Source organism: Roseicella sp. DB1501 (assembly GCF_013112485.1).
In the GTDB taxonomy this organism is placed as follows: domain Bacteria; phylum Pseudomonadota; class Alphaproteobacteria; order Acetobacterales; family Acetobacteraceae; genus Paracraurococcus.
Genome location: NZ_JABFHG010000004.1, coordinates 74,678 through 96,728 on the forward strand (window position 1 = coordinate 74,678; position 22,051 = coordinate 96,728).

General features: G+C 73.4%; 17 protein-coding genes. 7 read left to right on the forward strand and 10 right to left on the reverse strand.

All coding sequences use genetic code 11. The annotated features are described in order from the left end of the window. Position 1 precedes the first annotated feature (1 nt). Together HJG45_RS09325 and HJG45_RS09330 are read right to left on the reverse strand one after the other, a co-directional pair. On the reverse strand, positions 2 to 1,360 hold the full coding sequence (locus HJG45_RS09325; protein ID WP_171611861.1) for an ABC transporter substrate-binding protein: 1,359 nt from the start codon (positions 1,358 to 1,360) through the stop codon (positions 2 to 4). A 106-nt stretch (positions 1,361 to 1,466) separates the two neighbouring features. After that, positions 1,467 to 2,639 (reverse strand): M20 aminoacylase family protein, encoded by a 1,173-nt coding sequence (locus HJG45_RS09330; RefSeq protein WP_368040552.1) that lies wholly within the window; start codon positions 2,637 to 2,639, stop codon positions 1,467 to 1,469. Between the two features lie 141 nt (positions 2,640 to 2,780). Between HJG45_RS09330 and HJG45_RS09335 the strand changes: the two genes are divergently transcribed. The 7 genes from HJG45_RS09335 (at position 2,781) to HJG45_RS09365 (ending at position 11,833) form a co-directional block, all read left to right on the forward strand. Then, a complete protein-coding gene (locus HJG45_RS09335) occupies positions 2,781 to 3,707 on the forward strand; it encodes a methyltransferase domain-containing protein (protein ID WP_254452410.1) in 927 nt (308 codons plus the stop codon). A 94-nt stretch (positions 3,708 to 3,801) separates the two neighbouring features. Continuing rightward, positions 3,802 to 4,437 (forward strand): hypothetical protein, encoded by a 636-nt coding sequence (locus HJG45_RS09340; protein WP_171611865.1) that lies wholly within the window; start codon positions 3,802 to 3,804, stop codon positions 4,435 to 4,437. 129 nt (positions 4,438 to 4,566) lie between these two features. Further along, complete coding sequence (lepA, locus tag HJG45_RS09345; RefSeq protein ID WP_171611866.1) at positions 4,567 to 6,372, forward strand: translation elongation factor 4; 1,806 nt, start codon at positions 4,567 to 4,569, stop codon at positions 6,370 to 6,372. A gap of 296 nt (positions 6,373 to 6,668) precedes the next feature. Further along, complete coding sequence (locus HJG45_RS09350; RefSeq protein ID WP_171611867.1) at positions 6,669 to 9,320, forward strand: ATP-binding protein; 2,652 nt, start codon at positions 6,669 to 6,671, stop codon at positions 9,318 to 9,320. Positions 9,321 to 9,394: 74 nt separating this feature from the next. Continuing rightward, complete coding sequence (locus tag HJG45_RS09355) at positions 9,395 to 10,381, forward strand: tripartite tricarboxylate transporter substrate-binding protein (RefSeq protein WP_171611868.1); 987 nt, start codon at positions 9,395 to 9,397, stop codon at positions 10,379 to 10,381. Positions 10,382 to 10,616: 235 nt separating this feature from the next. Then, entirely contained in the window at positions 10,617 to 11,492 is an 876-nt protein-coding gene (locus tag HJG45_RS09360; RefSeq protein WP_171611869.1) for a hypothetical protein, read from the forward strand. 158 nt (positions 11,493 to 11,650) lie between these two features. Further along, positions 11,651 to 11,833, forward strand: a complete 183-nt coding sequence (locus HJG45_RS09365; RefSeq protein WP_171611870.1) for a hypothetical protein — start codon at positions 11,651 to 11,653, stop codon at positions 11,831 to 11,833. Between the two features lie 14 nt (positions 11,834 to 11,847). On the opposite strand, the gene HJG45_RS09370 is transcribed toward HJG45_RS09365, so the two are convergent. The 8 genes from HJG45_RS09370 to HJG45_RS09405 all read right to left on the reverse strand — a co-directional run bounded on the left by HJG45_RS09370 (position 11,848) and on the right by HJG45_RS09405 (position 21,986). Beyond that, positions 11,848 to 12,582 (reverse strand): DUF1194 domain-containing protein, encoded by a 735-nt coding sequence (locus HJG45_RS09370; protein ID WP_171611871.1) that lies wholly within the window; start codon positions 12,580 to 12,582, stop codon positions 11,848 to 11,850. A gap of 179 nt (positions 12,583 to 12,761) precedes the next feature. Further along, on the reverse strand, positions 12,762 to 13,931 hold the full coding sequence (locus HJG45_RS09375) for a DegT/DnrJ/EryC1/StrS aminotransferase family protein (protein WP_171611872.1): 1,170 nt from the start codon (positions 13,929 to 13,931) through the stop codon (positions 12,762 to 12,764). Between the two features lie 199 nt (positions 13,932 to 14,130). Further along, positions 14,131 to 14,991, reverse strand: a complete 861-nt coding sequence (locus tag HJG45_RS09380; RefSeq protein WP_171611873.1) for a phosphate/phosphite/phosphonate ABC transporter substrate-binding protein — start codon at positions 14,989 to 14,991, stop codon at positions 14,131 to 14,133. A gap of 175 nt (positions 14,992 to 15,166) precedes the next feature. Next, entirely contained in the window at positions 15,167 to 17,191 is a 2,025-nt protein-coding gene (locus HJG45_RS09385) for a nucleoside-diphosphate sugar epimerase/dehydratase (RefSeq protein ID WP_254452411.1), read from the reverse strand. Positions 17,192 to 17,226: 35 nt separating this feature from the next. Beyond that, positions 17,227 to 18,417, reverse strand: coding sequence for a glycosyltransferase (locus HJG45_RS09390; protein WP_171611874.1), 1,191 nt, complete (start codon positions 18,415 to 18,417; stop codon positions 17,227 to 17,229). Further along, positions 18,414 to 19,520 carry a non-hydrolyzing UDP-N-acetylglucosamine 2-epimerase gene (gene wecB / locus HJG45_RS09395; protein WP_254452412.1) on the reverse strand — a complete coding sequence of 369 codons (1,107 nt, stop codon included), beginning with the start codon at positions 19,518 to 19,520 and terminating at the stop codon, positions 18,414 to 18,416. Before wecB ends, HJG45_RS09390 begins: the two co-directional genes overlap by 4 nt. Before the next feature lie 67 nt (positions 19,521 to 19,587). Further along, positions 19,588 to 20,826 carry a glycosyltransferase family 4 protein gene (locus tag HJG45_RS09400; RefSeq protein WP_171611876.1) on the reverse strand — a complete coding sequence of 413 codons (1,239 nt, stop codon included), beginning with the start codon at positions 20,824 to 20,826 and terminating at the stop codon, positions 19,588 to 19,590. Continuing rightward, entirely contained in the window at positions 20,826 to 21,986 is a 1,161-nt protein-coding gene (locus HJG45_RS09405) for a DegT/DnrJ/EryC1/StrS aminotransferase family protein (RefSeq protein ID WP_171611877.1), read from the reverse strand. Before HJG45_RS09405 ends, HJG45_RS09400 begins: the two co-directional genes overlap by 1 nt. Between the last annotated feature and the right edge of the window lie 65 nt (positions 21,987 to 22,051).

Sequence of the window (22,051 nt, forward strand, 5' to 3'; positions counted from 1 at the left end):
CTCAGCCGCGGGCGAAATTCTTCAGCTCGCCCTCGGCCCAGGCCATGGCCTCCTCGGGCTTCTGTCCGCCCTGCGCCACGCGGGCGATCATCTTGCTGCTGATCGCCTGGGTATAGGCCTGCACCGCCGCCTCGGCCGGCGCCGGGGCATAGGCGATGCAGAGCTGGGCCTTGTGGTGCGGCTTGTCGGGATAGTTGAACTCGAAGCCGGTGGGCGGCCCCTCGGTCTCCCAGGTCTTGAAGTCGGACATGCTCTGGAAGGGCGGCAGGTCGAAGCCGCTGGTGGCTGCCACCTGCCGCTCCGCGCTGGCGCGGTCCGAGATGTGCTCGAGCAGCGCCTTGGCCGCCGACTTGTTCTTGCCGAAGCTCCAGATGCCCCAGAAGGCCGGGTTGTAGGGCGTGAAGCGTCCGGCCAGGCCGCTCGGCATCGGCGCATACCAGCATTTCTCGGCGACGGACGGGTTGTCGCGCTTGGCCACCACCCAGGAGGAGGGCGGGTTGAGGATCAGGGCCGATTTGCCGCTGATCAGCGCCCGGTTGTTCGAGGCATCGTCCCAGGCCCAGACATCGCGCGGCAGGTACTGCGAGAGCTGCACCGCATAGTCGATGACCTGCTTCACCTTGTCGTTGCCGCGCAAGGTGACCTGGCCTTCCGCATCCATCATGCTGGCGCCGAAGCTGCGGAACAGCGCGCCGAGCCAGTCCACCGCATCCGGGAACTGCCCCATCGGCAGGCCGAAGGCATAGCCCGCGGCATGGCATTTCTGCGCCGCAGCGAGGAAGGTGTCCCAGGTCCAGGTATCGGCGCCCGGGCCCTGCCTGGCCTCGGCCGGCCACATGGCGCGGATGTCGATGCCGGCATGCTCCTGCAGCAGGTCGTAGCGCACGCAGGGCGGCTTGGTCTGGGTGCCGGCGACGGCTGGCACGGCGCGCCAGGCGCCGTCGCGCTTCGCCAGATACTCGGCGGCGGGCGTGACCGGGCCGTATTTCTGCTGCAGCCGGCCCATCACGTCATCGACCGGCTCCAGCAGCCGGGCATGCGCCGAGGGCTCCCAGGGCGGGAAGGCGAGGATGTCGTGGCCGCTGCGGGACTGCGCCTCGGAGGCGATGGTCATCACGTTCTGGTTGCCGACCGAGGTGACGAGGTCGATCTGCACGTCGACCCGGTTCTTCGCGCCCCATTCCTTGCAGAGCGCGGCCAGGGCGCCGTTGCCGGCCGGTGCCCAGTGGTCCCAGAAGCCGCAGCGCAGCACGCCCGCCGAACCCTGGCCATGGACGTGAAAGAGCGGCAGCGCAGCGCCCGCCATGCCGGCGATGCCCGCCCGCAGCGCGCTGCGCCGCGTCGTCCCGTATCGGGTCATGGTGTCCTCCCACCAGCGGCTTGTCGGCGCCGCCTGGCAGGAAGCTTACGCAGGGGCGGCGCGCCGCGTCATCCGATATCGGCCGGCGGCGGCCTCCGGGAGGGGCTCAGACGCCCTGCGGCAGCTCCCGCTCCACCACCGCGGCCAGCAGGCCGGCGCCATAGGGGATGGCGGCGTCGTTGAAGTCGTAGCCGGGGTTGTGCACCTCGCAGCTTCCCTCGCCCTCGCCATTGCCGACGAGCATGTAGGCGCCCGGCCGCTCCGCCATCATCCAGGAGAAATCCTCGCTCCCCATGGCGGCGATGCGGTCGCGGTCCACCCGCGCCTCGCCCACCATCGCCGCGGCGGCATCGGCGATCATCGCGGTCTGCTCGGGGGCGTTGACGACGGGGACGGTGACCTCGCGGAACTCCAGCCGCGCCGTGCCGCCGAAGCCCGCGGCGATGCTCTCGGCCAGCGCCCGCATCCGCGCCTCCAGCAGCCGCATCGTCTCGGCGCGGAAGGCCCGCACCGTGCCGCGCAGCGCGACCTGCGCCGGGATGACGTTGTAGGCGGTGCCGGCCGAGAAGCCGGTGACGCTGATCACCGCCGTGTCGTTCGGCGCGACGTTGCGCCCGACGATGCTCTGCCAGGCGGAGACGATCTGGGCGCCGCAGACCACCGGATCGACCGTGCTCTCCGGCCGCGCCGCATGGCCGCCGCGGCCCTCGATCGCCAGGTCGAAGAAGGCGCAGCCCGCCATCATCGCGCCGGGGCGGATGGCGTAGTGGCCGACCGGCAGGCCGGGCCGGTTGTGCAGGGCGTAGATCGCATCGCAGGGGAAGCGCCGGAACAGCCCGTCCTCCAGCATGGCTAGCGCTCCGCCCTGGCCCTCCTCGGCCGGTTGGAAGATGAAATGGACGATGCCGTCGAAGCGCCGCGTCTCGGCCAGGTAGCGGGCGGCGCCGAGCAGCATGGTGGTGTGCCCGTCATGGCCGCAGCCATGCATCTTGCCCGGCACGGTGGAGCGATGCGCGAAACCGTTCGCCTCCGGCATGTCGAGCGCGTCCATGTCGGCGCGCAGCCCGATGGCGCGGTTGCCATGGCCGTTGCGCAGCACGCCGACCAGGCCGGTGCGGCCGATGCCGCGATGCACCTCGATGCCCCAGGATGCCAACCGCTGGGCGACCAGCGCCGCCGTGCGGTGCTCCTCGAAGCCAGTTTCGGGATGGGCGTGGAAGTCGCGGCGCCAGGCGGTGAGCTGGTCCTGGAAGCCGCGGATATGCTCGATCGGGGTCACGCCGGCACTATCGGAGTCCGGCCGGCGCGACGCAAACGCCGCTCGCGCAGTATTTCGGGAGCGGATTGCCCCTCCCGGGCGTTTCCGGGTAGGGGCGATCTGCTCTATGCCTGGAGGATCAGGAGGCAACGGCCGACTCCCATGGAACAGCGCATCGAGGAAGCGGCGAGGCCGCGGCGCGAGGTGCCGGCACCACCCGGTCTGTCCCGGGGCGCGCCGGTGCCGTGGTGGATGAAGCTCGGCATGAAGCTGAGCCTGGCCGCGCTCGGCGTGCATGGGCACCGGGCGCGGGCGCTGGGCCTGGCGCGCCCCTCCTACGACGCGACCGAGCCCGCCAAGCTGATCGCGGTGCCGCGCGCCTGGCTCGACCGGGCCGAGGCGCTGATCGGCCGCCGGCCGCGCACGCTGCTCGAGATCGGCCCCGGCGGCATGGTGGTGCGGGCGCCGGTGCTGGCCGGGCTCGGCCTGCGGCGGGTCTGGTTCGCCGATCCGGCGGATAGCGGGCCGGCCGGCCCCGCGCCCTACAGGTCCGCCGCCGAGCTGGCGCGGTCGCAGGGCCTGCCCGCGCCGGACCTCGCCGGCTGCCGGGACCGCGGCGCCGCCCTCGCCCGCTGCGGCGCGACCCTGCTGATCGGCGGCCCCTCGGCGCTGGCCACCATCCCGGACGGGGCGATCGACCTCGTGGTCAGCGAGGCGGTGCTCGAGCATGTGCGGCGGGAGGACATGGCGCCGCTGCTGCAGCAGCTCCGCCGCGTCACCGCGCCGGACGGGATCGGGCTGCACGGCATCGACTTCCAGGACCATCTCGGCGGCGGGCTGCAGCACCTGCGCTTCAGCGACCAGTTCTGGGCCAGCCCGCTGGTCGGCCGCGCCGGGATCTACGTCAACCGGCTCGGGCTCTCGGCCATGGTGGGGCGCTTCCGCCGCGCCGGCTTCGAGGTGACGGTGGGCGAGGCGGTGGTCTGGGAGCGGCGGCCGCCCGGGCCGCGCAAGCCGCATCCCGAGGCGACGCGGCCGGTGGCCGACGATCTCGTGGCGCGGGCGCTGCTCGAGGTCCGGCCGGGCTGAGCCGCGGCCCCGCGCGCGGCCCTCGCCGGCCGTGCCGGGTCGGCAAACCCGATGGTGTTGTGCAACCTTCCCGTCCTGGGACAGTCTGGCTTCCGTGCTTCCGATCTCCTTGTCCCGGCCGGGCTGGCCCCGGCCTGCCGCAGCCGTCCTGACCCTCCTGCTCGGATACGCCGTCCCGGCCGGGGCGCAGTCGGGCGACCCGTCCTTCCGCGTGGTCAACAACACCCTCAAGCCGATCAACGAGGTCTATGTCTCGCCCGTCTCCTCGTCGGGCTGGGGGCATGACCGGCTGGGGGCCGATGTGGTGCCACCGGGCGGGCGGCAGCTCATCCGCCTGCCAGCCGGCACCTGCCTCTACGACATCCGCATCGTCTACCAGCAGGGCGGGGCGGAGGAGCGGCGGAACATCGACACATGCGGCCTCGGCGACCTGATCCTCGGCGGCGGCGCCGCGGCGCCGCGCAACGCCCCCCAGGGCAACCCCTCCTTCAACCTGGTGAACCGGGGCCGGCAGGCGATCGCGGCCTTCTACGCCTCGCCCGCCTCGGCGCAGAACCAGGGGCCGGAACGACTGGGGGAGGGCAACCTGGTCCAGCCCGGCCAGTCCGTCCCGATCCGGCTGCCCTATGGCGAATGCCGCTACAACCTCCGCTGGGTCTGGCAGAACGGCAAGGCGCAGGAACGGCGGAACGTCAACGCCTGCGGCACCGCCAGCCAGGCGGTGCAGTAGCGGCGCATCGCGGGCGGGAGGGCAGGCGGCGCTTTGATTCGGCGCGGGCCTGCCTTATCTCCCCCGGAGCAGAAGGCCGGGCGCCCCGCAGGGGACCGTCACGCCCCCTCCATGGCCGCCGGAACCCGCATGCCCGACACCCCGCTCGACCGCATCCGCAACTTCTCCATCATCGCCCATATCGACCACGGCAAGTCGACCCTGGCCGATCGGCTGATCCAGACCACCGGCGCGGTCACCGCGCGGGAGATGAAGGAGCAGCTGCTCGACAACATGGAGATCGAGCGCGAGCGCGGCATCACCATCAAGGCGCAGACCGTCCGGCTGAACTACCAAGCCAAGGACGGGCAGATCTACACGCTGAACCTGATGGACACGCCCGGCCATGTGGACTTCGCCTACGAGGTCTCGCGCAGCCTGGCCGCCTGCGAGGGCAGCCTGCTGGTCGTCGACGCCTCTCAGGGCGTCGAGGCGCAGACCCTGGCCAATGTCTACCAGGCGCTGGACGCCAACCACGAGATCGTCCCCGTCCTCAACAAGGTCGACCTGCCGGCGGCCGAGCCGGAGCGGGTGAAGCAGCAGATCGAGGACGTGATCGGCCTCGACGCCTCCGAGGCGGTCGAGATCAGCGCCAAGACCGGGCTGAACATCGAGGGTGTGCTGGAGGCGATCGTCACCCGCCTGCCGGCGCCGAAGGGCGACCCGGCGGCCACCACCAAGGCGCTGCTGGTCGATAGCTGGTACGACGCCTATCTCGGCGTGGTGGTGCTGGTGCGGGTGAAGGACGGGCATCTGCGGAAAGGCCAGAAGATCCGCATGATGTCGAACGGCGCCGCCCACACCATCGAGCAGGTCGGCGTCTTCACCCCGAAGATGGCCGCCGTCGAGAGCCTCGGGCCAGGCGAGATGGGCTATGTCACGGCCGCCATCAAGACGGTCGCCGACACCAATGTCGGCGACACCATCACCGATGACCGCCACCCCGCGGCCGAGCCACTGCCGGGCTTCAAGCCCTCCATCCCCGTCGTCTGGTGCGGCCTCTACCCGGTCGATGCCGACGACTTCGAGAAGCTGCGCGAGAGCCTCGGCAAGCTGCGGCTGAACGATTCCAGCTTCCACTACGAGGCGGAGACCTCGGCGGCGCTCGGCTTCGGCTATCGCTGCGGCTTCCTCGGCCTGCTGCATCTTGAGATCGTGCAGGAGCGGCTCTCGCGCGAGTTCGACCTCGACCTGATCGCGACCGCTCCATCCGTCGTCTACAAGCTGACCAAGACCAGCGGCGAGAAGATGGACCTGCACAACCCGGCCGACATGCCGGATGGTAGCCTGATCGAGGCAATCGAGGAGCCCTGGATCAAGGCCACCATCATGGTGCCGGACGACTATCTCGGCGCCGTGCTGACGCTGTGCAACGAGCGCCGCGGCCAGCAGGTGGAGCTCACCTATGTCGGCAGCCGCGCCATGGCGGTCTACCGCCTGCCCCTCAACGAGGTGGTCTTCGACTTCTACGACCGGCTGAAATCGGTCAGCCGCGGCTATGCCAGCTTCGACTACGCCATGGACGGCTACGAGCCGGGCGACCTGGTGAAGATCTCCATCCTGGTGAACAACGAGCCGGTGGACGCGCTCTCCTTCATGGCGCACCGCTCCGCCGCCGACCGGCGCGGCCGCGCCATCTGCGAGAAGCTGAAGGAGCTGATCCCCCGCCAGCTCTTCAAGATCCCGATCCAGGCGGCGATCGGCGGCCGGGTCATCGCGCGCGAGACCATCTCCGCCCTGTCCAAGGACGTCACCGCCAAATGCTATGGCGGCGACATCACCCGCAAGCGCAAATTGTTGGAGAAGCAGAAGGAGGGCAAGAAGCGCATGCGGCAGTTCGGCAAGGTCGAGATCCCGCAAAGCGCCTTCATCGCCGCCCTCAAGATGGACGCCTGATGCTCGGCATGCATTGATGTTGGCACATCAATGCCCTCAGGCGCCGGCGCTGCCTCCGGCAGCCTGGCTGCGCCACACTGGTGGCGGCGCCCATCCGGGCGCTCGGCCGGTTGCGCCGGCTGCAAGTCGGAGTTTGTTTCAAGGCCGGGGGCGCCCGCACCGGGGCAGGCCGTCATTCGGGGTGGGTCAATCAACCATTCGGGATACTAATCGGTCATTCATTCTCTCAATAAGCTAGGCTGCCGGCGGGCTCGCTTCGGGGTCCGCGGGATATGGATCAGCCAGCAAGCGACGAGATGCCATCCCGAATCGACCTCCGCCGCGCGAGGATCCTGAGCGTCGCCGTCCTCCTCGCGGGCTTCGCGCTCGCCACGGTCGTGGTGGCGATGCTGCTGGAGGCACGCGAGGAGAGCTGGAACCGCGCGATCCTGACCGCCCGCAATGCCAGCCGGGCCGTGGCCTCGGACCTGGCGCGGACGATCCAGGGTTTCGACCTGCAACTGCTGGCGGCCGCCGAGGCCGGCGATGAAACCGGCACCGCCCTGCGGGTCGGGCCGGCCTGCCCCGAGGCGGCCGCGACCTGCCTCCCGGCGCCCGGCCAGATCCTGCTGCTCGATGCCGATTCGCCGCCGGGCTGGGCCGCCGGCATCCTGGGCGAGGAAGCCCTCCGCTTCCATCGCGCCCATGCCGATGGCGACCTGCATATCGGCCGCCCCGGCCGCGGCCGGCCCGGGAATGGAAGGGGCGATGGCTGGGTCGTGCCGCTCAGCCGCGCCGTCGGCCAGCCCGACGGCACCATCCGCGGCGTCCTCGTGATCACGCTGCCGCTCGCCACGCTGCGGCCGCTGCTGGAGCGGATGGAGCTCGGCCTGAAGGGCGCGCTCACCCTGCTGCGCGAGGACGGCGCCGTCATCCTGCGCCTGCCCGAGGGAGCGCCCGCGGCGGGGGAGCCCGCCGGGTCCTGGCGCGAGGTGCCGCGCGAGATGCTGGCGGCGGCCAGCGGCGATGACGAGTTCGTCGGTTTCGCCCGGCGCGACGGGGTGGAGCGGCTGCAGGTGCTGTCCCGGATCGAGGGCACGCCGCTGCTGCTGATGGCGACGGTCGCCACGGCGGCGATCGACGCCCCCTGGCGGCGGCAGGCCTGGATCACCGGCGGCGCGACCCTGCTGCTGATGCTCTGCCTCGCCGCCGCGACGGCCATGATGCAGCGCGACTTCGGCCGCCGCCGCATGGCCGAGGCCGCCGCCCGCAATGCCGCGACCACCGCGGCCGTGGCCCGCGACGTCGCGATGCGGGCGCAGGCCCTGGCCGAGGAGCGGCGGGAGATGGCCGAGCGCGCCCAGGCCCTGGAGGAGGAGAACCGCCAGCTCGCCGAGGCGCGTGCCCAGGCCGCCGACCGGCTGGCGCGGCAGCGCTCGGAGATCCTGGCGGTGATGGCGCATGAGATCCGCACGCCGCTCACCGGCGTCATCGGCTTCGCCGAGTTGCTGGCGACGGCGGATCTGCCGGCGGAATCGCATGGCCATGCCGAGACCGTGCTGCACAGCGGCAAGGTGCTGCTGGCCGTGGTCAACGACCTGCTCGACCTCGCCAAGCTGGAGGCGGGCAAGATCAGCATCGAGAGCGTCGCCTTCTCGCCGCCCGAGCTGCTGCGGCAGTCCCTCGACCTGGCGTGGCCGCTCGCTGGCCGGAAGGGGCTGCGCATGGCGCTGGACCTGGCGCCGGACCTGCCCAAGCGGGCCAGCGGCGATCCCATCCGGCTGCGCCAGGTCATCGACAACCTGATCGGCAATGCGGTGAAATTCACCGAGGCGGGCGGCATCACCCTGCGCGCCATGAGCCGCGCCGGCGTTGCGCCAGGTGGCACCGGGTCGGCCGAGACGCTGCTGCGCATCGAGGTCATCGACACCGGCATCGGCATCGCGCCCGAGGCGGTGCCGCGCCTCTTCACCATGTTCGAGCAGGCCGAGGCCGGGCCCGCCCGGCGCTTCGGCGGCACCGGGCTCGGCCTCGCCATCTGCCGCCGGCTGCTCGAGGCGATGCAGGGCCGGATCGGCGTCGAGAGCGTGCCCGGCCAGGGCAGCCGCTTCTGGTTCGAGGTGCCGCTCGCCCTGGCGGAGGGCGTCCCGCAGGCGGAGGCGCCCGGCCTGGCCGGGCCGCCGGTCCCGACCGCGCCGCGCCGGGTGCTGGTGGTGGACGATGTCGAGGCCAACCGGATCCTCGTGCGGACGCATCTCGAGCGGGCGGGGCATGCGGTGACGCTGGCCGCGGATGGCAGCGGCGCGGTCGATGCCGCGGCGCGGCAGCGCTTCGACCTGATCCTGCTCGACGTCCACATGCCGGTCATGGACGGGCCGGAGGCGGCACGGCGCATCCGCGCCGGCGGCCCGAATGCAGCGACGCCGATCATGGCGCTGACCGCCGATGTCTCCGGCGCCCAGCGCACGCGGCTGGAGGAGGCGGGGATGAATGCGGCCCTGACCAAGCCGGCATCGCCGGCAGCCCTGCTGGCCGCGGTCGCCGGCTGCCCCATCTCGGCGCCGCCGGACGACGGCACGCCCGTCCTCGACCCGGAGATCATCGCCGAGATCGACCGGCTGCTCGGCCGCCCCGAGCGCGACGCCATGCTTAGCCAGAGCCTCGCCGAGGCGACGGAGCAGCTCGGCCGCTGCGGCGGCCTGCTCTCGAGCCCGGCCGAGCTGCGCTTCCTCGCGCATCGGCTGGCCGGCGGCCTGCTCTCGGTCGGCGCCATGGCCGCCGGGCGGGCGGCGCAGAAGCTCGAACGGGCGGCCGCAACGGCAAGCGGCCGAGCCGGAGCTGCGCGGCCTCATCGCCACCCTCGACGCGGCCGTGGCGGCGCTGCGGCTGGCTGTGCCGTCGTGACCCGCTGCGGGCCGCGGAAATTGATTTCGCTCCTATTGCGCGTGAATAGGAGATTGCCGGCTTGACATCAGGTGGTGCCAGGGCGACCTGCGCGCCACCCGCGTCCCGCCCGGCCGCGTCCGCAGGAGGTCCTGTTCGCATGTCCCGTCTCGCCCGGCGCGCCCTGCTCGCGCTCGCCGCCCTCGTCCCGCTCGGCCTTGCCCATCCCGCCGCGGCGGAAACCTTCCCGAGCCGGACGATCACCGTGATCGTGCCCTTCGCGGCGGGCGGGCCGACGGACACCGTCACCCGCCTCGTCGCCGAATCCATGAGCCGCGACCTCGGCCAGACCGTGGTGGTGGAGAATGCCGGCGGCGCCGGCGGCACCATCGGCGCCCAGCGCGTCGCCCAGGCGAGGCCGGACGGCTACACCCTGCTGCTGCACCATATCGGCATGGCGACCACCCCGACCCTGTATCGCCGCTTGGCCTATGACCCGGTCGGCGGCTTCGAGACGGTCGGGCTGGTCACCGAGGTGCCGATGACCCTGATCGCCAGGAAGGACTTCCCGGCGACCACCCTCGCCGAGGCGGTCGCCGTCATCCGCCGGGACCGGGAGAAGCTCAACTACGCCAATGCCGGCATCGGCGCCGCCAGCCATCTCTGCGGCCTGCTGCTGATGAAGGCGGTGGACGCGCCGATGACCACCGTGCCCTTCCGCGGCACCGGCCCGGCGATGCAGGAGGTGCTCTCCGGCCGCATCGACCTGATGTGCGACCAGACCACCAACACCACCGAGCAGATCAATGCCGGCGCGGTGAAGGTCTTCGCGGTGACGACGCCCGAGCGCCTGCCGGCCCTGCCCAACGTGCCGACCAGCGCCGAGGCCGGCCTGGCCGAATTCCAGGTGAGCATCTGGCATGGGCTCTACGCTCCGAAGGGCACCCCGGCCGAGGTGACGGCGCGCCTGTCCCAGTCGCTGCAGACCGCGCTGCGTGACCCGAAGCTCATCGCCCGCTTCGCCGAGCTCGGCACCACGCCGGTGGCGCAGGAGATGGCGACGCCGGAGGCGCACCGGAAATTCTGGCTCGCCGACATCGCCAAGTGGAAGCCGATCATCCAGGCGGCCGGGCAGTACGCCGACTGACGGGACCACTGCGGCCGCGCCGCTTTACGGCCGGCCGGGGCGCATGCGAACCTCCCCGGCAACGACCCCGGGGAGGGGATGATGCTGGATCGCCGCCGCCAGGGGAGCGCGCGCCGGGTCGCGCGCCGTCCGGCCGGTCCTCCTTCCGTCCCGCCGGGGGCCCCATGCGCCTGGATGGGCGGGCTGCCGCGCGCCGCCCGCAGCCCCTGACGGAGGACCGCAAGCGATGGACGGCATGAGCAAGCTCGAATGCCCCTGGAACCGGGCGGCGGAATCGCTCGGCAATTCAGTGGAATTGCAGCACGTGAACCTGCGCGTGCCGGACCAGCGCCTCTCGACCGCCTTCTACATCTCCGCCCTCGGCCTGACGCGCGACCCCTTCCTGCTGACCGGGGTCGAGAACATGTGGGCCAATGCCGGGGTCAGCCAGTTCCACCTGCCGCATGGCCAGGCGCAGGTGCTGCGCGGCACGATCGGGCTGGTGCTGCCGGACCGCGCCCAGCTCCTGCACCGGCTGCAGACGGCGCGCCGCTGGCTCGACGGCACGCGCTACGGCTTCGAGGAGCAGGCGGACCACATCGCCGTCACCTGCCCCTGGGGCAACCGCTTCCGCTGCCACGCCCCGGATGCCGAGCGCTTCGGCCGCATCCGGCTCGGCATCCCCTATGTCGAGTTCGACGTGGCGCCCGGCGCCCTCGATGGCATCGTCCGGTTCTACCGCGAGATCGTGCAGGCGCCGGCGCGGATCGAGGACGGGGTGGCGAAGGCGCTGGTCGCGCCCGGCCAGTACCTCACCTTCCGCGAGACCGACCGGCCGCAGCCCGCCTATGACGGCCACCATATCCAGCTCGCCTTCGTCGATTTCGGCGGGGTGCATGCCCGGCTGTCCGAGCGCGGCCTGATCAGCCAGGAGGACAGCCAGTTCCAGTACCGCTTCATCCGCCTCGTCGATCCGGACAACGGCCGGCTGCTCTTCGAGGTGGAGCACGAATGCCGCTCCATGACCCATCCGCTCTTCATGCGGCGGCTGGTCAACCGCAACCCGGCGGTGACCAACCAGCTCTACGCGCCGGGCGCCGAGGAACTGGCCTGGGCGATGCCGCCCGAGTGAGGCTAGGGGGTGAGGCGGGGGGCTGGATGCCACATCGCCGGCCCCGCCTCACGCGCCCGCGCTTCACACCTCCGCACGCCCCGACGCCGCGGCTGGTCTTGCCGGCCCGGCATCCTGTACTCGTTCGGCTTCTTGAAGGTGGAACAGGGAAAGGCCGGATGCTCGCAGTCGTGTGCCAATACATCGTGCTGACCGGCGTGGTCTGCAGCGCCCCCATGCGGGAGGCCGAGGCCGCCGCGCTGGCCCAGGACCTGCGGCAGCAGAACAAGTCCGAGGTCGAGATCGTCAAGCAGAACAGCCCGAAATGGATCGAGGCCCTGGTCAACGGCCCCAAGAAATAGCCGCAACCGGACCGTCAGATCACGACCGGCCCAGGCAGGCCGGCCACCTCGCGGATCAGCTTGCGCTTGACCGCATTGCCGAAGCTCTGGAAATCCTCGGCGACGACGACGAAGGCGCCGGGCCCGCCGATCACGCTATCGCGGTAGTAGTCGTCGAGCGGGATGGGCGGCATGCGGCCGAAGGTCGGGCGGTCGTTGACGATGGGCAGGCCGTTGATCGTCACGCCCTCGGCCACCAGCCGGTCGCGCGCCGGCTCGACCGGCCCGCCGCTGTTGTTCACCCCGTCGCCCGAGACGTCGATCACCCGCCGCGTGCCGTCGAAGGGCGCCTGCTGCAGCGTGGTGCGGGAGAAGTCGAGCCCGCTTGAGATCGAGGTCCAGGAGAGCGAGGCGCGCGGCGCCTCGGCCAGCCTCTCCGACCAGGCCTGCGCCTCCGCCATGCCGGAGATCCGCATCCAGGGCAGCACCAGCCGCTGGTACTCGGCGCCGGCCCATTCGACATAGGCCACGCCGATGGCGCCGATCATGCCGCCGCGGATCGCCTCCACCACCTGCGGGTCGGAGACCGCGGCGCGGTAGCCTTCCCGCTGCAGCCGTGCCTCGTCGTCATCGACCGAGCGGGAGACATCGACCGCCAGCACCAGCAGGACATCCACAGGCTCGCCATCGGCCCGGGCCGGGCGCGGCCGCAGCATCGGAGCCGAGGTCAGCGCGGCGGCTCCGACCGCCAGCAGGGAGCGACGGTGCATGGGCCGCGGCCTCCATTCGTGACGCGAATGCGTCATGGAAGCGCCCGGCGGCCACCGAGTTCAACAGGGAACCTCATGACGCGCAGAGATGATCGCGCCGGGGACCGGAGATTGTAGGCCAGGGTCTTGCACAACCCATGGCCGCGACCATGGCATCCGGGGCGGCCCCCCGCCTGCTCCTACAGGGCGGAGCGCACCACCTCCGCCACCCGCCCGACATCCGCCTCGGACAGGTAGGGATGCATCGGCAGCGACAGGCAACGGGTGCAGAGATCCTCGCTGACCGGCAGGGGCGGCGCGCCGGCCTCGATCCCGCGGGCATGCGCCGCGGCATAGGCGGGCTGGCGGTGCAGCGGCTTCGGGTAATAGATGGCCGAGGGCAGGCCAGCCGCCTGCATCGCCGCCTGCACCCGGCTGCGCTGCGCCGTGTCCTGCAACAGGATGGTGTAGATGCCCCAGGCGCTCTCGGCTCCCTCCGGCACCCGCGGCACCGTCACCTGGTTGCCCAGCGCCGCCCCGTACCAGCCCGCTGCCTGCCGCCGCGCCGCCAGCTCGCCCTCGAGCAGCGGCATCTTGGCCAGCAGGATGGCCGCCTGGATGGAATCCAACCGGCCGTTCATGCCGGTGCGCAGCACCTCGTAGCGCGACTTGCCCTCGCCATGGGTGCGGAGCGAGCGGTAGAGTTCGGCGCGGTCGGCATCGTCAGTCAGAATGGCGCCGCCATCGCCGTAGCAGCCGAGCGTCTTGGTCGGATAGAAGCTGAGCGCCGTGGCATCGGCCTGGGTGCCGAGGCGCCGGCCGCCGAGGGCGCCGCCGAAGGCCTGCGCCGCGTCGTCGAGCGCGAACATGCCGTGCTCGGCGCAGAGCGCCCGGATCGCCGGCCAGTCCGCCGGCAGCCCGTAGAGATCGACGCCGATCACCGCGCGCGGCCGCAGCCGCCGCTCATGCGCCACCATCGCCAGGCGGCGGCGGAGATCGGCGAGGTCGATGTTGAAGCTGCCCGGCTCGACATCGACGAAGACCGGCGTCGCCCCGAGCGCCAGCGGCACCTCGGCCGTCGCGGTATAGGTGAAGGCCGGCAGGAAGACCGCATCGCCCGGCCCGATGCCCTCCGCCATCATGGCGATCTGCAGCGCATCGGTGCCGGAGGAGACGCCGACGGCATGCTTCGCGCCGCTGAACCCGGCCAGCTGCGCCTCGATGGCATCCACCTCGGGGCCCTGGATGAAGCGGCCATGCTCGAGGATGCGGGCAATGCCGGCATCGATCTCGGCCCGGATCAGCGCCTGCTGCGCCTTCATGTCGAAGAAGGCGATGGGGCGGGTCTCGGGATGGTTCGTGCTGCTCATGCGCGGTCTCGTTCCAGCGCGAGGACGGGACGCGGATCGACGGTCGCCATCCGGTCGCGGATCCGCCGGGCATCGGCCCGGACGGGGCGCAGGGGGGCTCGCGGACCGGCCCTGCCGCGCCTGCTCTAGACCCGGGCGAAGGCCGGCGCAAAATCAAGGCGCGTGTCGCGGTGCAACACCCGCCCGCGGGGGCTGCCGCTCAGCCCGCGCCGCTGCTGCCGAGCAGGGTGCGGCCCGCGCTCTCGATCATGGCGTAGCTGTCGGGCTGCGCCGCCACCCAACCGGTATAGCGGGGCGGCATCACCTTCGCCGCCTTCGCCTCGTCGATGGCCAGCGCCGCCTCGCGCAGCTTGGCCTTCAGCGCCGGGTCGAGGCCCGACCGCACTGCCAGCGCATCGTTGGGCAGCGGGTCGGACCGCCAGACGACGCGCAGCTGGTCGGGCCGCAGCCGCCCCGCCGCGACCATGGCCGCCAGGCCGCGGTCGTCATCCGTGGCGAGGTCGACCTTGCCATTCGCCGCCGCCAGGGTGTTGGCGGCATGGGTGTTGCCGTCCTGGTAGCGGAAGTAGGTGGCCGGATCGATGCCGTGCTGGCGGAACCAGTAATGCGGGATCAACCAGCCGCTGGTCGAGCCGGCATCGGCGAAGGCGATGGACAGGCCCTTCGCGTCCTCCGGGAAATGCCCGATCTTCAGCGCCTGCCGGGCGAGGATGACAGCCTGGTAGGTCGGCTTGCCCTGATAGGTCACCACCGCGAGCGCCTCGGCGCCGGCGCGTTCCTTGGCCAGCAGGTAGCTCCAGGGCCCCATCCAGGCGAGGTCGATCTGGTTGGTCGCCAGGGCAAGGGCGATACCGGCCCAGTCCGGGGTGACGCTGAACTCGAGCGGCCGGCCGACCGCCTCCGCCATATGGGCGAAGAACGGCCGCCAGAGGCGGTGCGTCTCCTCCACCGTGGGCAGGAGGGGACCGACGGCGCAGCGAAGCGGGAGCTCGACGGCGCCGAGGCGGGAGGGAAGGGCGGCGAGGGCGAGCCCTGCCGCCGTCAGGAATCTGCGGTGCATGGGAGGTCTCCTGGCCTGCATGGCCGTTATGGCCCGGTGCCGCCGCGCGGCGGCGGAGGACTACACCGGATCGCCGCCTGGCGCGAAACCACGGGGACGCCATTCCGGCTGCGACAAGTCCGCCCCATATTCGCCGACGGCGCGCCCGGCTGTGCGGCCGGGCACGGGCAGGATACTACCGCGCCGCCTGTGCCTCGGCGCCCTCGGCATTATGGTCGAATTCCGGCACCAGCCGGCCGAGCTGCGCCAGCGCCGCGCGCGGGTTGCCCGCCCGTGCCGCCGCCGCGATCTCGTCGATCGCACGGCCGACCAGCGCCGGGTCGGCGGTGCGCGGCGTCGCCACCAGCAACCCGCGGAACTGCGTCGGTCGCGGCGGCTCCTGGCCGTGGAACAGCTCCTCGTAGAGCTTCTCGCCGGGGCGCAGCCCGGTGAAGCGGATCTCGACATCCTCCTCGGGCCGCAGCCCGGCGAGGCGGATCATGCGCCGCGCCAGGTCGACGATCTTCACCGGCTTGCCCATGTCGAGGACGAAGATGCCGCCCTCGGCCAGCTCGCGCGGCTGGTCCTCGCGGTCCTCGGCGCCGATGACGCTCGCCTGCAAGACGAGTCCGACCGCCTCGCGCACCGTCATGAAGTAGCGGCGCATGTCGGGATGCGTCACGGTCAGCGGCCCACCGCGCTCGAGCTGGCGGCGGAACAGCGGCACCACCGAGCCGGTCGAGCCCAGCACGTTGCCGAAGCGCACGGTGACGCAGCGCATGCCGTGCCCGCTGGCGCGCACCGGGTCGCGGCTCGCGGCGCGGGCGGACATGTCGAGCGCCTGGCAGTACATCTCGGCCAGCCGCTTGCTCGCGCCCATGACGCTGGTCGGGTTCACCGCCTTGTCGGTGGAGATGAAGACCATGGCCCGGCAGCCGACCGCGGCGGCGGCATCGGCGACGATGCGGGTGCCGAGGGCGTTGGTCAGCAGCCCCTCCAGCGGGTTGTTCTCCACCATCGGCACGTGCTTCAGCGCCGCGGCGTGGAAGACCAGCTCCGGCCGGATGTCCTCGAGCAGCCGGCGCATGCGCGGCTCGTCGCGGATATCGGCGAGCACGGCGCGGCGCGGCACGTCGGGATGCCGCTCGCGCAGCTCCAGGTCGATCTCGTAGAGGGCGAATTCGCCATGGTCGAGCAGGGTGAGCTGCGACGGCCCAAAGCTCGCCACCTGCCGCGCCAGCTCGCCGCCGATGGTGCCGCCGGCGCCGGTGACCAGCACGCGCCGCCCCTGGATCAGCCGCGCCATGCCCTCGCGGTCGAGCGGCACCTGCGGCCGGTCGAGCAGGTCCTCGATCGCCACCGGGTCGAGCTTCAGCCGCTGTCCGGCCTTCTCCTCCAGCCCGCCCGCCATGCGCCTGGCCGCCGGGTCGAGCGAGGTGACCGAGGGCGCCCGCCGCACCGGGATACCGTGCCGGTCGGCGACGTCGAGCAGCTGCTCCAGCGCCAGGCCCTGGACGTGGTGGGTGGTGAGGACGATGAGGGCGGGCAGCCGGCCCTCCTCCCGCATCATGTCCAGCACCCTGGCGATCTCCTCGGCGGTGCCGAGGATCGGGTGGCCCTGGATGCGCCGCCCCGCCTGGCGGGTGCGCATGGAGAGGATGCCGATGACCCGGAAGGCCGGCTGCCGCTCGGCGGCCAGCGCCCGGATGAAGATGTCCGCCCCGTCCCCGGCGCCGACCAGCAGCACCGGCTGCGGCGTGATCGTCTCATGCGCGCGCCGGCCATGATGCAGCCGCCCGGCGATGCGCGGGGCGCCGAGCAGGATGCCGAGGGTCAGGGCGTGGATGGCCGGGAAGGCCGGGTTGGGCGGCGCCCAGGCGCCGAACAGGCGCAGCCCGATCCAGAAGAGCAGCGCCGCGCCGATCGCCGCCCCGACGATGCCGAGCAGGTCGGGCAGCCCGGCATAGCGCCAGTATTGCTGCGGCAGCCGCACCGGCAGCCCGGCCGCCAGCAGCGCCAGGACGGCGCCGGGCAGGGCACCGAGCCACCAGCCCGCGGCAGGCCAGGTGCCGGGCGCATCGAGCAGCATCGCCGCCGGCAGGGCCAGGCAGGCGATGGCGGAATCGAGCGCGAGGTTGAGGAGGATGCGGTGCGGCGCGCGGCGGGCCATCCGCCGGCTATAAGCCGGTCCGCCCCAGGGCGCCACCATGGGCGCCACCATGGGCGCCACTGCGGGCGCCACCAGGGGAGGGCCGATCAGGGCGCCGGCACTCCGCCGGGGGCGTGGACTGGCAAGGGGGCGAGCGCCCGGTAGAGCCCGACCAGCCGCGCCGCCTCGCCCGCCCAGCCGAAGCGGGTCGTCGCCGCCCGCTGCCCCGCCGCGCCGAGCGCGGCCCGGCGGTCCGGATCGCGCAGCGCTTCGATGGCTGCGGCGATGGCCTCCGGATCGGCGCTGTCGACCAGCATGCCGCAGCCGGTCGCGGCGACGATGCCGGCGACCTCGGTGGCGAAGGCCGGGGCGATCACCGGCAGCCAGGCCTGCATGGCGTCGAACAGCTTGTGCGGCAGGGCGAGGCGGTGATTCTCCTCGCCCGGCTGGAACAGCACCAGGGCGATATCGCCCTCGGCCAGCCGCGCCATGGCCTCGGGATGCGGCAGCCAGGGCAGGCGCTCGATGCGGTCCGCGAGGCCGAGCGCCGCGGCGCGGGCGAGGAATTCCGTCTCCGAGCCATCGGTGAAGCGGCCGATCAGCCGCAGCCGGTCCTCCGGCGGGCCGAGCGCCATCGCCTCCAGCAGCGCCGGCCAGCCGCGGCTGCGGCCCATGGCGCCGGCATGCACCAGCGTCAGCGGGCCGGCGGCATGGCGCCGGGGCGCGGCGGCGCCGGGCATGGCGTAGTTGCGCACCGCGACCAGCCGCGGCGCGCCGGCGAAATCCTCCGCCAGCCCGTCCTTGGCCACCACCACCGCATCGGCGGCGCGCCCGGCGAGGCGGCAGGCGAGGCGCAGCGCCGCCCGCGCGAGCGGGCGCAGCGGCCGGGCCAAGCGGCTGTCGAGGCGGCTCGGATAATGCTCGTGCACGTCGAGCACCACCCGCGCGCCGCTGCGCCATCCGGCCCAGAGCGCGGCGAACCAGGCATCCGGCTCGCTGGCATGGATCACCGCGGCGCCGCTCGCCGCCGCCCGGCGGGCGAGGCCGGGCAGGGCGGCGAGCCGGCCGGCCCAGCCCGGGCGGCGGGCGAAACCCTCGATCGCCACGCCCGCGACCGCCGCCGGCATAGCGTCGCGGGCCGGCGCGAGATGCCGCACCCGCCAGCCTGCCGCGGCCAGCGCCGCACCCTCCTTCCGCACGACGCGGATATCGTCCGGCGGATGCGCCGCCGAGAGCATCAGGACCAGCGGCGCCTCGGCCGGGGCCAGGCGCACCGGCGGCGGGGCGAGGGCGTTCATGCCGCCAGCACCTCGGCCAGATGCGCCGCCATGCGCGGCCCCGCGCCGCCGTCCCAGAGCGGGATCGGCCGGGCCCGCGGCCAGTCGCCGGCCAGCGCCGCCGCCACCGCCGCGGGCAGCGCCTCGGGCGTCACCAGCCGGCTGCTGCCGGCCTTCAGCGTCACCGGCCGCTCGGTCGAGGGGCGCAGCGTCAGGCAGGGCAGGTCGAGCGCCGTCGCCTCTTCCTGCACCCCGCCGCTATCGGTCGCCACCAGCCGGGCGCCGGCGAGCAGGCCGAGGAAGGCGAGGTAGGATTGCGGCGGCAGGGCGTGCAGCCCGGGCGGCAGCGCCAGCCTGGCCGCCGCCATCCGGGCGGCGCTGCGGGGATGCACCGGCCAGACCAGCGGCAGATGCGCGGCGGCCGCGCCGAGCGCCCGCAGCAGCGCCGCGAGCCGCGCCGGATCGTCGACATTGCCGGCGCGGTGCAGGGTGACGAGGCCATAGCCGCCGGGCGCCAACCCCTTGGACGCCAGCTCCTCGGGCAGCGGCCGCGCCCGCGCCGCGGCGAGGTTGCGCCGCAGCGTGTCGATCATGGCGTTGCCGACCGCCCGCACCGCCGCGGGCGCGGCCCCCTCGGCCAGCAGGCGGGCGGCACTGCCCTCGTCCGGCGCCCAGAGCAGCGTCGCCACCGCATCGATGGCGCGACGGTTGATCTCCTCGGGCATGTCCGCCTCGCCGCCGCGCAGCCCGGCCTCGAGATGCGCGACCGGCAGGCCGAGCTTGCGCGCGGCGAGCGCCGCGGCGAGCGAACCGTCGACATCCCCGGCCACGACGACGAGGGCCGGGCGCCGCCGCGCCCAGGCGGCGTGCAGCGCCATCATGGTGCGGCCGGTGGTCTCGGCATGGTTGCCGCCCGGCACGCCGAGCGCGATCTCCGGCGCCGGCAGGCCGAGCTCGGCCAGATGGTCGCCGAACATGGCCGGGTCCTGGTGCTGGCCGGTATGCAGCAGCACCGGGCGCAGCGGCAGGCGGGATGCGGGCAGGGCGTGCCAGAGCGCCGCCAGCTTCGGCAGGTTCGGCCGCGCCGCGGCGACCAGGTGCAGTTCGCCCAGGGGCGTCGGCAAGGGCGTTGGCTGGGGCGTTGGCTGGGGCGTTAGCAGGGTCATCGGCCGGACCGGCCGGTGCGGGCGGTCATGCCAGGGCCAGCCGCGGCCGGGCCGGCACCGCCGCCTCGGCGAGTTCGCAGAAGCGCGCCGCCAGCAGCCGCCTGTCCCAGCGGCGCTCGGCGAGCTGCCGGGCGGCATGGCCCATCGCCCGCCGCCGGGCCGGGTCCGCCGCCAGCGCGCCGAGCGCCCCGGCCAGGGCGGCGGGATCGTCCGGCGGCACGGCGATGCCGGCCGGCCCGTACCGGCCGCCGGCCAGCAGCCGCGCCGCCATGCCGCCGAGATTGGCCACCACCGGCAGGCCGGCGGCGAGGTAGTCCATCAGCTTGTTGGGCGCGGTGAGCTCGGCGAAGGCCGGCACCGGCGCCAGGCATTGCAGGCCGATATCGGCGCTGGCCAGCAGCGCCGCCAGCCGCCGCTTCGGCAGCGGCGCCAGGAAGCGGAGGTTGCGCAGGCCGAGTGCGGCCGCCCGCTCGCGCAGCCGCGGCGTCTCGGCGCCCTCGCCGACCAGCAGCAGGGTCAGCGGCGCCCCGATCGCCTGCAGCCGCGCCGCCGCCTCGAGGAGCAGGCCGAGGCCGTTCGCGGGACCCTGCGCCCCGGCATAGACGGCGAGCGCCGCATCGGCCGGCAGGCCGGGGGGCCGCCAGGGGGCGATGCGCGGGTCGAAGAGGTCGAGGTCGCAGCCATTCGGCAGCACAGCGATCGCGCGCGCGCCATGCGCCCGGGCGGTCTCGGCCATGCCGTCCGACAGGGCGATCACCGTGGCGGCGTTGCTGCAGGCGGCATCGGCCAGCCGGTCGAGCGCCCACCAGAGCGGCGGCGAGCCGATGCCCATGGCGCGCGGCAGCTCCGGCCAGGGATCGCGGATCTCGAAGAGGAAGGGGATGCCGCGCAGCCGCCAGGCGGCAAGCGCCGGCAGGGCGACGCTCGGCGGCGTCGAGCTGGCGATGACGAGGTCCCAGGTCTCTGCCATGGCGAGCCGGGTGGCGCGTGCCGCATAGCGCAGGAAGGCCCCGGCCCGGGCGCGCAGCGGCATCGCATTGCCGCAGGGGATGGCCCATTCGACGACGCGGAAGCCGTCCACGGGCCCCTCGCGGCGGCCGTGGCGGAAGCCGCCGCCGAGGCCTGTCGCCGCCCCGGCATACTGGCCGCAGGCCATGGTCACCGCATGCCCGCGCGCCGCCAGCGCCCGCGCCATGGCATGGCTGCGCGTACCGGTGGCGCCCTCGGGCGTCGAGAAATGCTGGTGCAGGTAGAGGATGCGCATCAGCCGCCCGCTTCCTTGCGGATCGCCGCCGTGACGCGCGCCTGCTGCGCCGGCGTCAGGCCGCTGCCGGAGGGCAGGCAGAGCCCGGTCTCGAACAGCTGGGCGGCGATGGCGCCGCCGCTGCGCGGCGCGTCGCGGAAGGCCGGCTGCAGATGCAGCGGCTTCCAGACCGGCCGGCTCTCGATGTCCAGCGCCGCCAGACGCCGCCGCACCGCCTCGCGCTCCGGCGCGCCGGAGCGCGGCGTGAAGAGGGCGACGCTGAGCCAGCGGTTGGCGCGGCCCCAGCCTGGCTCGGGCATGAAGCCGATGCCCGGCAGGTCGCCCAGCGCCTCGCGGTAGCGGGCGAAGATGGCCCGCCGCGCCGCGACCCGCTCGGCCAGCGCCGGCAGCTGCGCCAGCCCGACCGCGGCGAGCAGGGCCGAGAGCCCGTAGGTGAAGCCCGTGGTCTCGTGCTGGTAGTGCGGCGCCGGCTCCTTCGCCTGCGTCGCCAGCATGCGGGCGCGCTCGATCAGCCGCGCATCGTCCGAGGCCAGGGCGCCGCCGCCGCCGGTGGTGATGATCTTGTTGCCGTTGAAGCTGAAGGCGGCGAGGCGCGCGCCGCGGCCGGCATGGCGGCCGCGCTGCGTCGCGCCGAGCGCCGCGGCGCTGTCGCAGAGCACCGGCACGCCCCAGCGCTCGCAGAGCGCGGCGATGGTGTCGAGGTCGCAGCACTGGCCGAAGAGATCGACCGGCACGACGACGCGCGGCAGGCGGCCGCGGCGGGCGGCGCGGGCGAGCTCGCGCTCGAGCCGCGCGGGATCGAGGGTCCAGCTCTCCTCGCTGACGTCGAGGAAGCGCGGCACCGCGCCCATCTGCACCGCCGGCGCGATGGTGGCGATGAAGGTGAGGGTGCTGGTCCAGACCTCGTCGCCCGGCGCGACGCCGAGCAGCCGGTAGCCAAGATGCAGCGCGGCGGTGCCGGTGGTGGTGGCGAGAACCTGCTCGAAGCCGGTGGCCTCGGCGATCGCTTCCTCGAAGGCCGTCGGCATCGGGCCGGCGGGGGCGATCCAGCCGCTATGGAGCGCGGCCTGCAGCGCCGTCGGCTCGGTGCCGGTGAGATGCGGCGGGGAGAGCAGGATGCGCTCCTCGGCCGGGGCTGTTCCCGGGACATTCCCCGGCATCTCCGCACGTCCCGGCACTGGCCGGAAGGCGAGGACGGGGCCTAGTCGGGACGCGGTCTCGACGG

What these genes read in the sequence shown, in the direction of transcription:
- HJG45_RS09325 (WP_171611861.1), bottom strand. Translation starts at nt 1,360, where the DNA reads ATGACCCGATACGGGACGACGCGGCGCAGCGCGCTGCGGGCGGGCATC.
- HJG45_RS09335 (WP_254452410.1), top strand. Translation starts at nt 2,781, where the DNA reads ATGGAACAGCGCATCGAGGAAGCGGCGAGGCCGCGGCGCGAGGTGCCG.
- lepA (WP_171611866.1), top strand. Translation starts at nt 4,567, where the DNA reads ATGCCCGACACCCCGCTCGACCGCATCCGCAACTTCTCCATCATCGCC.
- HJG45_RS09350 (WP_171611867.1), top strand. Translation starts at nt 6,669, where the DNA reads ATGCCATCCCGAATCGACCTCCGCCGCGCGAGGATCCTGAGCGTCGCC.
- HJG45_RS09355 (WP_171611868.1), top strand. Translation starts at nt 9,395, where the DNA reads ATGTCCCGTCTCGCCCGGCGCGCCCTGCTCGCGCTCGCCGCCCTCGTC.
- HJG45_RS09360 (WP_171611869.1), top strand. Translation starts at nt 10,617, where the DNA reads ATGAGCAAGCTCGAATGCCCCTGGAACCGGGCGGCGGAATCGCTCGGC.
- HJG45_RS09365 (WP_171611870.1), top strand. Translation starts at nt 11,651, where the DNA reads ATGCTCGCAGTCGTGTGCCAATACATCGTGCTGACCGGCGTGGTCTGC.
- HJG45_RS09370 (WP_171611871.1), bottom strand. Translation starts at nt 12,582, where the DNA reads ATGCACCGTCGCTCCCTGCTGGCGGTCGGAGCCGCCGCGCTGACCTCG.
- HJG45_RS09375 (WP_171611872.1), bottom strand. Translation starts at nt 13,931, where the DNA reads ATGAGCAGCACGAACCATCCCGAGACCCGCCCCATCGCCTTCTTCGAC.
- HJG45_RS09380 (WP_171611873.1), bottom strand. Translation starts at nt 14,991, where the DNA reads ATGCACCGCAGATTCCTGACGGCGGCAGGGCTCGCCCTCGCCGCCCTT.
- HJG45_RS09385 (WP_254452411.1), bottom strand. Translation starts at nt 17,191, where the DNA reads ATGGTGGCGCCCATGGTGGCGCCCTGGGGCGGACCGGCTTATAGCCGG.
- HJG45_RS09390 (WP_171611874.1), bottom strand. Translation starts at nt 18,417, where the DNA reads ATGAACGCCCTCGCCCCGCCGCCGGTGCGCCTGGCCCCGGCCGAGGCG.
- HJG45_RS09400 (WP_171611876.1), bottom strand. Translation starts at nt 20,826, where the DNA reads ATGCGCATCCTCTACCTGCACCAGCATTTCTCGACGCCCGAGGGCGCC.
- HJG45_RS09405 (WP_171611877.1), bottom strand. Translation starts at nt 21,986, where the DNA reads ATGCCGGGGAATGTCCCGGGAACAGCCCCGGCCGAGGAGCGCATCCTG.